Below are 14,298 nucleotides of genomic sequence, written 5' to 3'. Positions count from 1 at the left end.
TTACTGGGGATTTATTATAAGCTTGAAAACGCTAGCGGTTTGTGGATTCTCTTTCAATTATCTTGTAAGGTACAATTTCTTTTGTATCATACTCATCCTTATTAATGATTTTAAACAGTTTATTGCAAGCTTTTTTTCCTAATGTCGTACTGTTAATATCAATAGATGTTATCGCCGGATTAGAACTTCTTGATAAGATACTATTATTAAAACTAGCAATCATAATATCTCTAGGTATTTTCAATTTAAATTCTTTAACTTTCTTAACAACTCCTAGTGACATGAGGTCATCCATGACGATAATGGCCTCCGGTCTATTTGGTAGCGTTAATAACTCCTCTGTTAGTTCGTATGCACTTTGTTCTAAGAAATCACCGGTAATCAGGTAATCATCATTAAAAGGTAAGTTGGAGTCCTGTAGAGCCTTTTTATACCCGTCAATACGCATTTGACTAACAATGGAATCAGCATCCCCGCCGATAAAAGCAATACGTCTATTACCTTTTTCCATAAGCAATCGTGTCAGGTCATAAGCAGCTTGTAAATTATTGTTGTCTACCATGGGAATTAGGTCACTTTTATTGTGGCTTGTACCAATAATGACGAATGGACACTTGCTATCTATTAAGTATTCAATGGCAGGATCGTTCTTAATATTACGCATCAGTATTAATCCATCTACACGATTACCTTGAATAAGACGTCGAAGAGCATCGACTTCAGTTTCGTTCCTGTGATTTGCTGCTATAAGTATATCATAAGAATACTTAGAAGTTACACTGGAGATCCCTTTAAAACAATCTTGGAAAAAGGGATTGATAAAAAGATCCTCTGTATAGGAAGGCATAATAATACCTATGGTTTCAGTTTTATTATTGGCTAAGCTTCTAGCAATAGAATTAGGATAGTAATTCATTTCCTTCATTATTTTACGGACTTTTTCTTTGGTCTCATCACTTATTCTTGAATCATCTGATATAACTCTTGATACAGTTGATGGTGCAACATTTGCTTCTTTTGCAACATCTCTAATTGTTACTTTCCTCATATTATTCACCCCCGTGTTATGCAACCGGATGTCAGACCTTGATTAATATTATAATCTTATATAATGGAAAAAGCAAATAGTATATACCTTTTAGCATTTTCAATATGTAAAAAATTTAGTACTTATTTTAGAGCCTTTTACCAAATATATTGTATACAATTATTAGGGATATTAGATATGTACTAAAATCTATACAATATTTTTGTGTAGATGTTAGAATCGTATTTTATATATTGACAGAATTAAGGTTTGATAATATAATCTTATGCATATTAAGTTAAGGGAAGAAAACGTTTAACTTAATTGAGGCGAAAGGAGGTGGAGAAAATGGCAGCAGGTTATTCACTTACATTAGTTGACGCTATAACACGTTTATTATTAGCCTTTATATTAGGTGGCATTATTGGATGGGAAAGAGAAAATACAAATCGACCAGCAGGATTTAGGACTCATATACTTGTAGCTACCAGTGGCTGTTTAGCTATGATCGTTAACTATGAAATGTTTGAAACCTTCGGTGGGCTAACCAATATGGATCCAGGTCGTATGGGATCGTATGTTATAAGTGGTATAGGTTTTTTAGGTGCTGGTACGATCATCAGAGAAGGAGCATCTGTAAAAGGCTTAACGACTGCAGCTAGTTTATGGGCTAGTGCTATGTTGGGATTAGCATGTGGAGCAGGATTATATGAGATAAGTATTTTAGTCACATTATTAATAATCTTTACATTACTTGTTATGAATAAAGTAGAACATAGAGTTTCTAAAAAACGTCAGAAAAAAGATAAAAAACATAAAAAAACGAAGAAGAAAACTCAAACTGTAAAAGAAGAATTAGATGGAAATGTGTTCAATCAAATACCTTATGATGAAATTCTAAAGCATCTTTTAGAAGATGATAACGTTGAAATTACCATTAAGAAGAAAAATGATGATGATATAGATGTTTATACAATAAAGAAACAAGCATAAATCAGCCCACTCAGTACAATTTATATAAATAAAAAGCCCTAAATAAACAAACCCTCTTGCCCGGAGGGTTTGTTTATGCCTATTTTACATATTTTCTTTCTATTGCTCTTCATTTATTTGCATTCTGATAACAAAAGCAGTCTATTGTATGATCAATAATGATACCTACTGCTTGGAGATAGGAATAGATGATAGTGGTTCCTATAAATCTGAAGCCTCGTCTTTTCATATCCTTAGATATTTGATCAGAGAGTTCTGTAGAAGCAGGAACTTCACTGAGATCTTTCCAGTGACCTATAAGGGATTGGTTCTTAACAAATGCCCATATGTAGCGGTCGAAGGTACCAAATTCTTTTTGGACTTCTAAAAAGCACTTAGCGTTATTGATTGATGCTTCTATTTTACGACGATTACGTACGATACCAGCATTATTCAATAAGCTGTCTAGTTTGGAAGTATCATAAGTAGCTACAATTTCAGGTTGAAAGTTATCATAGGCTTCACGATAATTTTCACGCTTTCTTAGAATAGTTATCCAACTTAAGCCTGCTTGAGCAGATTCTAAAACCAAGAATTCAAAGTGTGTCCGATCATCATGTACAGGTTGTCCCCATTCATGATCATGGTAATCCATATAAAGTGGATCATCTGTTACCCAACCACAACGTTTCATTAGTATCACCTTTTCTATGTTGATTATTATATTAGTATGACCATAACATTGATTTGCAGTCTCGTCAATCGTTAGCTCGTTTAACATTGAGAAATTTATTTGATTGCATTAGGGTCAAGCATGCAAGGGGTTCTATTACGCTGGCTGGGAAGACGTCCATGTCTTAACAGCCAGGCTCACCGTCCATGGTTCGCTGCTCCATAGAACCCCTTACACGCTTTTGGTATTGGTTAGATGAGGATATATTTACTTGGTATTATACTAGGTGGTGATTAAGAAATAAGCAGTAGAACATTCGTCTACTGCTTAACATAGAAGAAAACCTATAGATTTATGTTAAGTGTTTCGTTGGTTTTACATGTAACATTAATAATATTACCGTTCACTTTAATTGTGTAATTACCAGAATCATTGGCAGTTATCTTTAGGGTATGAACTCTATTAGAAGTCCACTCAGCGTCTACTATAACGTTTCCTCGTGCTTTAAGACCTTTAAAGTTACCTTCGCTCCATTCACTAGGAAGGGCAGGTAATACTTCAATATAATCATTGTGAGATTGCAGCAGCATCTCTGCTATTCCTGCTGTAAAACCAAAGTTCCCATCAATTTGAAATGGGGGGTGAGAACTAAGTAAGTTCTGTTCCAATGAATATTGAGTGAACTTATTAGCAAAATGGAGAGCTTGTTGATCATTCCTTAAGCGTGCATAAAGTAGTATGAACCACGCACAACTCCAGCTTGTATGACCACTCCCATTTTCAGCACGGATAGCTAAGGATTTTTCACAGGCTTTCAGTAAGTCAATATCAGCATCGCTATTTATTCTATTACCTGGATAGAGCCCTAACAGATGAGATAAATGACGATGACCTGGATCGCTATCTTCAAAATCATATAGCCATTCTTGGAGATTTCCTTTAAGACCTATTTTGTACGGTAACAATTGCTCCCTGATCTCTTTGAGTTTATTAACAAAGTTTTGATCCTCATCAATGTCTAGAATATGAATAGCATCAAGGCAATTGTTTAAAACTTCCCAGGTGATAGAGATATCCATGGTTGTTCCCTTTGAAAGGAAGCATTTTTCACCTTCATTATTAAGATAGCGATTTTCAGGTGATGTTGAAGGAGAAGTGATGTAATAACCTTCATCATCTTTGAAAACCCACGACATACAGAATTCTGCTGCACCTTTGATAATGGGATACACTTTATATAGATAATCGTTATCACGGTTAAATTCATAATGGCTCATTAAATGAGTTGTTAACCATGGACCGCCAAAGGGCCAGAAGGCATATTGACCATTACCTGAAACAGGAATACATTGACGCCAAAGATCCGTATTATGATGTGCGGTCCATCCTTCACAACCCAAACCTTTAGCAGCTGATTCACCTTGATTACTCAAGTCAGTTATGAGGCTAAGAAGAGGGTCAAAGCATTCAGATAGATTACAGACATCTACTGGCCAATAGTTCATCTGGGTATTGATATTGATTGTATAGTTACTGCACCATGGCGCATGAATCATATCATTCCATATTCCTTGTAAATTCGTGGCTTGAGAACCACTTCTTGAGGAACTGATGATTAAATACCTTCCAAAACTAAATAAAAGTTCTATAAGTTCAGGAGTAAAATTCCCCTTCTTGCTTTGTAGTACTAATTGTGAAGTAGGCATATTAGATTCTTTAGAAAGTTGTAAAGAAGTTCGATTATACAACCCTTTAAAATCTTCAATATGTCGGTTATAAATTTCATCAAAGGATCGCTTAAGTAGTCTATTAAGATCATCCATAATTATCGTTTCTAGATGGCTGATATCATGGTTAAGTGGTTGGTCATAATCTTCAAAATTGGTACGACAAGCTACTAATAAGGTTATACTAGTAGCATTACTAATCATCAAAGCATCTTCGTGATAGCTTATATGACCATCTGTTATTGGTTGCACAATAACACCTGCAGCAATACCCTTATTATTAGCATCATAGACGACTGGTGTATCAGACATATCATACACTGGGTCAACATGGGTAGGAGCTTGACCTATCATCCTTAAGTAATTATTGTTAGAATAGGTTTTATAGTGAACTTGACTATCTAATGTGATTTTACATTTAAGGTTATTTTTTTTACTACTTATAAGTCGGATGACCATAACTTGATCTGGATGAGAACAAAATATTTCACGTGTAAATGTTGTATCATGCACATTATATTGTACGTTGGCGGTTCCATTTTCTAAATCCAGCCAACGCTTATATTGATTAGCTTGAAAATGATCACTCATTGTTATATTAAGATTACCTAGAGGTAAATAATTCTGAGTCCAATGACCAAGCATATTTTTATTTAAGTATTCTTGAGCTTCAGTAATTTGCTGATTATCAATGAGTTTCTTTACATGAGGAAGATGTTCCTTCACATCATAGTGGTCACTTAATGGAGTTCCAGACCAAAAGGTATCTTCATTAAGTTGTATAACTTCTTTAAAAGGTGAACCAAATACCATACCTCCTAATCTACCGTTACCAATAGGGAAGGCTTCGTTAAAACTAGATGCAGGCTGTTCAAAATAGAGTTGATTCATGGAGTTTCCCCTTTCTTATATTACATCAATTATTTTTCTAAGTTAGGTAGTTAAATTACAATTATTTTATTATGAAGTTATGTTTTTGAATAGTGCGCTATGTTGTTTAAACATGGTATAATGTTGTCAGAGGAGGAGGATCATGTATAAATTTGAGCCTTATAGCTATGATAAACGCGATAGTATGGATCTTTCTTTATGCTCAAGCGGCTTTGAAAGTTGCGTTCCAGGCAAAGAAGTAGGACCAGCAGCTTATGATTATTACATCATTCACTTTATAGTAAATGGATGTGGCAAGTATATATATGGCGATAAAGCCTATGATATTAAAGAAGGACAAGCCTTTATTATTTTCCCAGGAGATATTGTTAGATATATACCTGACCAGTTACAACCATGGAGTTATTATTGGGTAGGTTTTAAAGGTCGTAAGATTAGCGAGTTAATAACAGCAAATAATGAACTCAAGAAAATTCCCGTATTCACTTATGATTCCTGTATCATTAATGAGGTGAAGGATGTTATGGGTGTTCTGAAACAATCCTTATCTCACGATTTGAAAGACTATGCGTTATTAGCACATCTCTATAAAATTTTATATTATATAAGAAAAGACATGAAGATATGCGAAATAGATGGTAAAGAGCAGCAGAAATCTTATCTACAATATGCGATTAATTATATTGAGAAATATTACTATAGAGAATTAACGATACAAGAGATCGCTGATTTTGTGCACATTGATCGTACCTATCTTTATCAGATATTTAAGAAACAGACAGGGGATTCACCAAAAGAATTTTTAATCAAATACCGAATTCATAAAGCTTGTTACCTCATGAAAGCTACAGATACAACAGTGACTAAAGTTGCAAGTCTGGTGGGCTATAAAGATTACTCTTTGTTTTCGAGAATGTTTAAGAAGACCATTGGGATATCACCACAGAGTTATAAAGAACAAATTTGACTCAGCTTGTAACAAGAAAAAAACTTGGCATTAACCAAGTTTTTTGTCAGTAATCTTATACTTCATAAGCTGCAAAACCAATCAATCCTGGTCCGGTATGTACACCTAATGCAGGACTTATTTGGGATATATAGCTTTCATTGATATGACCTATATTTTTAATACTATCATATAATTTTTTCGCCTCTTTTTCAGCGCCACCGTGTATGATAGCTATATTATATTTCTTATCTTTAAATTCTTCAACAATCATAGATTTTATTTTACTTATGGATTTTTTTCTTCCTCTTGTTTTTGCCATAGTATAATAGACGCCTTCATCATTTATACCTATTATGGGTTTAATGTTAAAAAATTCGCCTATGGTTCCTTCAACCTTGCCTATTCTTCCGCCTTTTCGTAAGTATGTCAATGTTTCAAGAGCATAGCAACCTTTTAATTTATTCCTTATTTCATTTATTCTATTTATTATGGAATCCATATCTTGAATACTCATTAATGATGCTGCTTCTTTTACTAGAAAGCCTAAGAACATACCTAATGTTTTTGAATCATGTACCTTTATATTCAAATGCTTATATTCTTCAGCAATTAATTTAACGACATTATAGGTTCCGCTTAGGTTCGATGATAAAGTTATGACAATTGCATCGGTATATCCTTCATCTACAAGGTTGTCAAAAATATCTTTAATATCCTCTGGAGTAGGTAGAGATGTGCTTGGAACTTCTTTTTCAATATTGTCATAAACTTCTTGAGGCTTAATTTCAATACGGTCTCTATATTCATGATCTTTGTAAAGAATTCTTAAAGGAAGTAATTTAATATTGTATTTTTCAATGATTCTATCAGGTAAATCACAAGCGGAATCTGAAACGATAGCTATTTTTTTCATAAGTGTAAACCCCCAATTGGTTTGTAATATAGTTTTAAAAACTACATGATGTATTAGTACAATCATATCACATATTATTTATTAATACAATAAACTATATTAATATGTTTTTATTTTGTTCATCTCGATATTTTTTAATTCATGTAGATAGGCTTTACAAAAAACGAATCTGTCTATTTATCACTAAAACCTTGACAAATGAATGACTTATGTTAAAATAATAAATAATTGACTATTTTAAGTGGTTCAGTTACTATACAGTAAAGGCTATGAAAGTGGCAAGTAGGTAAAGAATCTTTTATTCAGAGAGAGAATGTCATCGGCTGAAAGCATTCTTAGTAAAGGCTTTATTGAAGTTTCCCACTGGAGCTTTGTTTCTGAAAATCTTATATGTTAATAAGACATATAAAAACAGTAGGAAATAACGTTACAGCACGTTACGCTGACACGAGTGCTTGATATTAATCAAGAACTAGGGTGGTACCGCGGATTATTCCGTCCCTTTTTAGGGACGGTTTTTTTATTGTGTAAGAAAGTACTGTGTTTTGCTCGCAAGGAACCATACTTTCTTGCACATACTTGAAACGAGACGCAAGTCACTTTTCTTGTTGTGTTGGAAAGAATAACAGAATGGATTAAAAAGAAGGGAGTCTGAAAAAGTGAGAGAGAAATTAGAACAAATCAAAAATGAAGCCTTAGATCAACTTTCAAATATCGAGAGTTTAGCCGTGCTTGATGAAGTCAGAGTAAAATATCTTGGGAAAAAAGGTGAATTAACGGCTGTTCTAAGAGGGATGAAGGATTTATCTAAGGAAGAAAGACCAGTGATCGGTCAAATGGCAAATGAGGTACGTGTAAAAATTGAATCCATGTTAGAAGAAGCAAAAGAAAGTCTTGGCAGTGCATTAAGAGAGAAACAGTTAAAAGAAGAGGTTATTGATGTGACGATGCCAGCAAAGAAGAAAGTGCTGGGACATAGACATCCAATGAATGTCGTACTCGATGAGATCCAAAACATTTTCTTAGGTATGGGATATACCATCGTAGAAGGACCAGAAGTAGAGCAAAGTTATTATAACTTTGAAGCACTTAATGTACCAGAGAATCACCCAGCAAAAGATGAACAAGATACTTTCTATCTTGGTGGAGATTATTTATTAAGAACACAAACTTCTCCAGTACAGGTTCGTACAATGGAAAAAAGTAAACCACCTATTCGTGTATTAGCTCCAGGACGAGTTTTCCGTTCTGATGAAGTAGATGCTACTCATTCACCAGTTTTCCATCAAATAGAAGGTTTAGTTGTTGATAAGAATATCACCATGTCTGACTTAAAAGGGGCATTAGCGGTATTTGCAAAAGAATTATATGGTGAAAACGCCAAAGTCAAGTTCAGACCACATCACTTCCCATTTACTGAACCAAGTGCTGAAATGGACGTTTCTTGTGTATATTGTGAGGGTGAAGGTTGTCGTATCTGTAAGAACACTGGCTGGATTGAAATCTTAGGGTGTGGTATGGTTCATCCAAGAGTACTTGAAATGTGTGGTATCGATCCAAATGAATACAGTGGGTTTGCATTTGGTATGGGATTAGAGCGTATTACAATGCTTAAGTATGGTATCAATGACCTGCGTTTATTCTTTGAAAATGATATGAGATTTTTAGATCAATTCTAATAGATTTAATTTTTTATAAGAAAGGGGAATGAAAATGTTAGTACCAATGTCTTGGTTAAAAGATTATACAGATGTTGATTGTGACATCATGACATATACAGACGAAATGACAATGACAGGAACCAAAGTTGAAGGTCATGAAGAACTTGGTAAAGAAGTAAGTAATGTAGTTGTAGGTAAAATCTTAAAGATTGAAAAGCATCCAGATGCAGATAAACTCATTGTCTGTCAAGTTGATGTTGGTGAAGAGCAAATTCAGATTGTTACGGGTGCAAAGAACGTTAATGAAGGTGATGTTGTACCAATTGCTTTAGCAGGTGCTGAATTGCCTGGGGACATTAAAATCAAGAAGGGTAAATTACGTGGTGTAGAATCCAATGGTATGATGTGTTCTGTTGAAGAACTAGGGTTTACTACAGAGGATATACCTGATGCTCCAGAGGATGGTATTTATATATTCTCAGAAGAATTACCTTTAGGTCAAGATGTGAAGCCATACTTTGGTCTAGGAGATTTGGTAGTTGAATATGAAATTACATCCAACCGTCCAGATTGCCAAAGTATTTTAGGTATTGCAAGGGAAGCAGCAATTACATTCGATAAACCTTTCAAGTATCCTGAAATAACATTAAAAGAGGCAGCAGAAGGTCATGTAGATAAACTTGCGACAGTTGAAGTGAGAGAACCTGAGTTATGTCCGCGTTACGCTGCTCGTGTTGTTAAAAATGTTAAAATTGGTCCTTCTCCTAAATGGATGCGTCAGCGTTTATTAGCAGCTGGTCTAAGACCAATTAATAATCTTGTTGATATTACTAACTTCGTTATGCTTGAATTCGGGCAACCAATGCATGCTTTTGATTTATCGGCATTAGAAGGTAATAAAATTATCGTTAGAAAAGCAGAAGATGGAGAAGCGTTTGTAACTTTAGATGAAGAAGAGAGAAAACTGAATTCATCGATGCTAGTTATTGCTGATGAGAAAAAAGCTGTTGCAGTTGCGGGTGTTATGGGTGGTGAGAATTCAAAAGTAAGAGACGATGCCACTACAATACTTTTCGAATGTGCTAACTTTGATGGTACTTCTGTTCGTTTAACTTCTAAAAAATTAGGTTTAAGAACAGATGCATCAGGAAAATTTGAAAAAGGTTTAGATCCTAATAATGTGATTCCTGCCATTAATCGTGCATGTCAGTTGCTTGAGGATATGGGTGCAGGTGAAGTTGTACCAGGTATAATAGATCATTATGGTGTTAAAAGAGAAGAAAACAAAGTGAATTATTGTCCAGACTCAATTAATGGCTTACTAGGTACTGACATTAGCGAAGACTATATGGTTGAAGTTTTTGAAAAGATTGGATGTACAGTTAATCGTGAGAACCGTATTGTATCAGCTCCAACTTTCAGACATGATATTTCTAGAGAAGCAGATTTAGCAGAAGAAGTTGTTCGATTCTATGGTTACAATAACATTCCGATGACTTTAGCAACAGGAACAGCTACAGTTGGGAAGAAATCTTTCAAACAACAATTGGAAGAGATGATGAAAACTATCTTAGAAGGTTGTGGTTTAAATGAAGCTATGACATATTCCTTCGAGAGTCCTAAAGTTTATGATAAAATAAATGTACCAGTTGAATCATCACTAAGAAATGCAATTAAAATTAAAAACCCACTAGGTGAAGATTTCAGTATGATGCGTACACAAACTGTTAATGGAATGTTAAATGCTTTAGCGACGAATTTCAGCAGACGTGTAGACCATGCTTATCTTTATGAAATAGGTAAAGTATATTTACCAAAAGAATTACCCTTAACGGAGTTACCAGATGAAAGAGAACAACTTACATTAGGTCTTTATGGTGAAGATGTTGATTTCTTCAGTACAAAGGGTGTTGTAGAAATGCTCTATACACAGTTAGGTATAGATGAAGATGTTGTTTATGAGGCAAGTAAAGAAACATGGTTACATCCTGGCCGTCAAGCAGCTATGACGATTAATGGGCAAAAAATAGGTACAATTGGTGAAGTACATCCTGGGGTACTGGATAATTATGAAATTGAGACGAGAGTATATATGGTAGTTATTGATCTACCTACAATTATTGAAAATGCTAATATGGAGAGAAGTTTCGAAGCATTACCTAAGTACCCAGCGGTAACAAGAGATTTAGCGATGCTTGTTAAAGAAGATATTTTGGTAGGGCAAATCGATCGAGTTATTAAGAATTACGGTGGTAAGTTCTTAGTAGCTGTTGAGTTATTTGATGTTTACCAAGGAGCACAAATTGAGAAAGGTTATAAATCAGTAGCTTATAAAGTGACCTTCCGTTCAAAAGATAAGACTCTTAAAGATAAAGAAGTGAATAAGCAAATCAATAAAATATTATTTGGTCTTGAGAAAGAATTAGACATTACTTTAAGACAATAATACTTGGAGCGCATGAAATCTCATGCGCTCTTTATAAATTAATAATGTTAAGATTGATTATTTTCTATAAGATACTTCAATAAATTGTTCAAAAATAGAGTTGCTACAGGATCTTCTCCGTATCGTCTACAGGCTTCTAATTGTGAGAATAAAACTTTGCCTTTTCCCATAGACAATTCAATGAGCCCATCATTTCTTAAGAAGTTGGAACATGCAACATGGGACTTTACATGTTTATACTTATCAACATTGAAACCAAAACGTGATCCTAATTTTGTTTTAGCTGGTACTTTTCTAGAATCATCACCTTGCTGGAGGTAGCTGCTTATAATGATTGTATCACCATTCCATTCTCTAAAGTCTTCTTTAGCTAAACCATCAAAGATAGGGCTGGTAGCATCATTCACATAAACATAATCATCTATACCCCTACCTTCTTTAACCAATTTTAATGGCGTTCCATCAACCCAGTCTATCTCTAATTCTGTAAGTTCCATTTCAAAGAGATTTTGTTCAAGAACAAGAAGATTAGTACCTTTGCGTATAGCACATTGGAGTTGCCCAATCTGAGAACTATTCATTTGTTTTAATGCATTGCAACCTATCACTAAATGGTGGATTTCATTAAGTCTACCAAAGTCCTCAACTAATTTTACTTGATAACCTTGATTCTTAAATATAGTATCAAGCTTGTCTTGTGGGTCAAAAATATATAATTCTTTGCCAACATCTAACCCTTTCTGTTTGCCAAATATTTTGAAATCCATTTGATTAGTAGATAGTAAGGTGCTTTGATCATTAACCCAATCTACTTCAAGGTGTAAATTAGCCTCTTCTAATTCATCTGCACTTAAATCAAGTTGTATAGACAATGGTATCACTTTATTACTATAATAATCTATCTGCTGAATTTGAATGTTTTCTTCATAAACCTTTTGGTCATGATTAAAGACTCTACAGATAACTTTAGAATCTTTAAGCAGTTTATAGCGAACATCATCATGGATCAGATGAATTTCTGCATTAAGAGGCTTACCGAAGAATATTCTCTTATGGTGACAACGTATACTCACGTGAAGTGGTTCTAATATTTTCTCCAATACTTCTGCCGCAGGTTTTGGGCGTATATTTTCTGTACTCAGAGGATTAAAGAACCAATTAAAGAGTGCAAAAGGTGCAAAGCCTGAAAAGTTGTTAGAGTCATTACGCTCTCTTCTAAAGATTTCAACAGATTCTTCGATAAGGTGTGCTTGATACCAAAGAGCACGTTCATTATTCTCATCTGGATCTTTGCCGATAAATCGCCAAGAGGCAGGTACTTGATAAAACCTTCCTTCGTTATCTGTATAGGCACCGATGAACTCTGTTAAAATCAGTGGTTTATGGTTATCTGTTTCAATACGATTCTTCCAACTTCCGAAATACATGGAGCTAGGATAACCATCTTCGTCTGGTATTTGTCTTATGTTTTTTTCGTATGCAATGATGGCTTGACCATACCATCCACTGTATGAATGAATATCCTTGATATCCCCACAAGTCCTTAAGTCTTTCAAACCAGCATTATTATAAACAGGTAAGGTATCATCTATTTCACGCACAGCTTCTGCTAAATCATTTAAGTAGATATGATGCTCTTTATACCCAATTGGATCGACGATATTTTGAAAATGATCCAATTCATTTGATAAGCAATAGATAGCTAGTGATGGGTGATGTTTAACCTGTTTAACCATTGCTTTGAATTCATTACGTGTATTGATCGGATCAGGTGCTTGTTGCATCAACGGCATCTCGTAAATGACCAGCATTCCATATTGATCACATGCATCAAGCCACCTCTGTGAAGGGGGTTCTGTGTGAAAACGTATACAGTTGATATTAAATTTCTGACAGTAGTTCATAAACTTGTCGATATAGGCTTGATCATGGAGTATCATCGTATGAGGAGGTGAGCCGGCTCCACGTAAAAAGTATGGGTGACCATTGAGATTGAATTTACCATTCTTAATTTTAAAAGTCTTGAAACCTATTATTTTAGAATAGGAACCATAGTCACAATCTTCTTTCATAATAGAAACTTCAAACCGATAAAGGTGGGGGGCATGAGGCCACCATTGTTTGACATCTAAGTCTTGGCTACTGAAAAGAAAACTCATTTCCTCGTGAGGAATTTGGGTTTCTTTAATACCTTCATATACAACTACACTAGTTTTGATATCAATAACTCGGGCTTTTAGTGTATAGCAACTACCAAACAATTCCTTTCTTCTGACATGTACTGTAGCACTAAAAGAATTTTCTTCAGTTTTTAGGTCCATATCTTTTATATAAGTAGCATCAGTGGCGAAGAGATGGACAGGTTGATCGATACCGCCATTGTTTCTAGTTTCACCTACTGGTATTAATGTTCTTCTGCCTAATACTTTGGTATTAATCTTGTGCTTATTAAAGGAGGCATCATCGCTTGGATAAAAACATGACTTATCCCATACTTTAACAACAATGGTCTCAACTTCACCATTTCTATAGAGATAATCTGTAATATCCCAATGAAAACTGCTATATGCTCCTAAGTGTTGACCAACTTCTTGGCCATTTACCCATATTTGAGCTTTGGCAGATACCCCAGCAAAATGAATATGTATACGTTTCTTCAACCAATTTTCTTGTATCGTCAATTCTTTTTTGTACCACCCCACACCTTGATGATCTCTAAAAGGTGGGATTTCATGATCTTTGTAGTAACCATTTTTTGTATAATATTCTCCAAGGACAGTCATCCACTTAGATCCATTCCAGCAGTATGGTACTTCTATATCATGCCAATCAATCTTATTACCATTAATATAATTAGGGTCTTCATCACAAAATAAGTGACCAGGTGTGAAATCCCATGTTCCATCCAAACAGATTTGTTGGTATTCAGCTAACATATGTTAATCCTCTCTTTCTTATGTTGATTCAAGAACATTCACTACAGGTTCAGTCTAACACGAGAGGTGCTTTTTGATAATATACGATACCGTTGTCTGTATG

Annotated in this window: 9 protein-coding genes and 1 other annotated feature; of the genes, 4 read left to right on the top strand and 5 right to left on the bottom strand. The window is 34.6% G+C overall.

All coding sequences use genetic code 11. The annotated features are described in order from the left end of the window. Nucleotides 1-31 precede the first annotated feature (31 nt). Nucleotides 32-1,048, bottom strand: a complete 1,017-nt coding sequence (locus C1Y58_RS02965; protein WP_105614496.1) for a LacI family DNA-binding transcriptional regulator — start codon at nt 1,046-1,048, stop codon at nt 32-34. A 327-nt stretch (nt 1,049-1,375) separates the two neighbouring features. On the opposite strand from C1Y58_RS02965, the gene C1Y58_RS02960 reads away from it, so the two are divergent. After that, nucleotides 1,376-2,020, top strand: a complete 645-nt coding sequence (locus C1Y58_RS02960) for an MgtC/SapB family protein (RefSeq protein WP_105614495.1) — start codon at nt 1,376-1,378, stop codon at nt 2,018-2,020. Nucleotides 2,021-2,129: 109 nt separating this feature from the next. On the opposite strand, the gene C1Y58_RS02955 is transcribed toward C1Y58_RS02960, so the two are convergent. Both C1Y58_RS02955 and C1Y58_RS02950 read right to left on the bottom strand, forming a co-directional pair. After that, entirely contained in the window at nt 2,130-2,693 is a 564-nt protein-coding gene (locus C1Y58_RS02955) for a DNA-3-methyladenine glycosylase I (protein WP_105614494.1), read from the bottom strand. A gap of 323 nt (nt 2,694-3,016) precedes the next feature. Next, on the bottom strand, nt 3,017-5,290 hold the full coding sequence (locus tag C1Y58_RS02950) for a glycoside hydrolase family 95 protein (RefSeq protein WP_105614493.1): 2,274 nt from the start codon (nt 5,288-5,290) through the stop codon (nt 3,017-3,019). 142 nt (nt 5,291-5,432) lie between these two features. Between C1Y58_RS02950 and C1Y58_RS02945 the strand changes: the two genes are divergently transcribed. Beyond that, nucleotides 5,433-6,257, top strand: coding sequence for an AraC family transcriptional regulator (locus C1Y58_RS02945; protein WP_105614492.1), 825 nt, complete (start codon nt 5,433-5,435; stop codon nt 6,255-6,257). A gap of 55 nt (nt 6,258-6,312) precedes the next feature. On the opposite strand, the gene C1Y58_RS02940 is transcribed toward C1Y58_RS02945, so the two are convergent. Next, nucleotides 6,313-7,152, bottom strand: coding sequence for a DegV family protein (locus C1Y58_RS02940; RefSeq protein ID WP_105614491.1), 840 nt, complete (start codon nt 7,150-7,152; stop codon nt 6,313-6,315). Between the two features lie 260 nt (nt 7,153-7,412). Beyond that, nucleotides 7,413-7,658 (top strand) — a binding site (T-box leader). A gap of 153 nt (nt 7,659-7,811) precedes the next feature. Between C1Y58_RS02940 and pheS the strand changes: the two genes are divergently transcribed. Continuing rightward, nucleotides 7,812-8,831, top strand: a complete 1,020-nt coding sequence (gene pheS, locus C1Y58_RS02935; protein ID WP_105614490.1) for a phenylalanine--tRNA ligase subunit alpha — start codon at nt 7,812-7,814, stop codon at nt 8,829-8,831. Between the two features lie 34 nt (nt 8,832-8,865). Next, nucleotides 8,866-11,259, top strand: coding sequence for a phenylalanine--tRNA ligase subunit beta (gene pheT / locus C1Y58_RS02930; RefSeq protein ID WP_105614489.1), 2,394 nt, complete (start codon nt 8,866-8,868; stop codon nt 11,257-11,259). A 47-nt stretch (nt 11,260-11,306) separates the two neighbouring features. Here pheT and C1Y58_RS02925 read toward each other — a convergent pair whose 3' ends face one another. After that, nucleotides 11,307-14,195 (bottom strand): sugar-binding domain-containing protein, encoded by a 2,889-nt coding sequence (locus C1Y58_RS02925; RefSeq protein WP_105614488.1) that lies wholly within the window; start codon nt 14,193-14,195, stop codon nt 11,307-11,309. Nucleotides 14,196-14,298 lie beyond the last annotated feature (103 nt).

The sequence above is a fragment of the Vallitalea okinawensis genome (assembly GCF_002964605.1).
GTDB classification, from domain to species: Bacteria; Bacillota; Clostridia; order Lachnospirales; family PQDH01; genus Vallitalea_A; species Vallitalea_A okinawensis.
This window is presented reverse-complemented; position numbering and strand designations above follow the sequence as displayed.

What these genes read in the sequence shown, in the direction of transcription:
- C1Y58_RS02940 (WP_105614491.1), bottom strand. Translation starts at nt 7,152, where the DNA reads ATGAAAAAAATAGCTATCGTTTCAGATTCCGCTTGTGATTTACCTGAT.
- C1Y58_RS02955 (WP_105614494.1), bottom strand. Translation starts at nt 2,693, where the DNA reads ATGAAACGTTGTGGTTGGGTAACAGATGATCCACTTTATATGGATTAC.
- C1Y58_RS02945 (WP_105614492.1), top strand. Translation starts at nt 5,433, where the DNA reads ATGTATAAATTTGAGCCTTATAGCTATGATAAACGCGATAGTATGGAT.
- C1Y58_RS02925 (WP_105614488.1), bottom strand. Translation starts at nt 14,195, where the DNA reads ATGTTAGCTGAATACCAACAAATCTGTTTGGATGGAACATGGGATTTC.
- C1Y58_RS02950 (WP_105614493.1), bottom strand. Translation starts at nt 5,290, where the DNA reads ATGAATCAACTCTATTTTGAACAGCCTGCATCTAGTTTTAACGAAGCC.
- C1Y58_RS02965 (WP_105614496.1), bottom strand. Translation starts at nt 1,048, where the DNA reads ATGAGGAAAGTAACAATTAGAGATGTTGCAAAAGAAGCAAATGTTGCA.
- C1Y58_RS02960 (WP_105614495.1), top strand. Translation starts at nt 1,376, where the DNA reads ATGGCAGCAGGTTATTCACTTACATTAGTTGACGCTATAACACGTTTA.
- pheT (WP_105614489.1), top strand. Translation starts at nt 8,866, where the DNA reads ATGTTAGTACCAATGTCTTGGTTAAAAGATTATACAGATGTTGATTGT.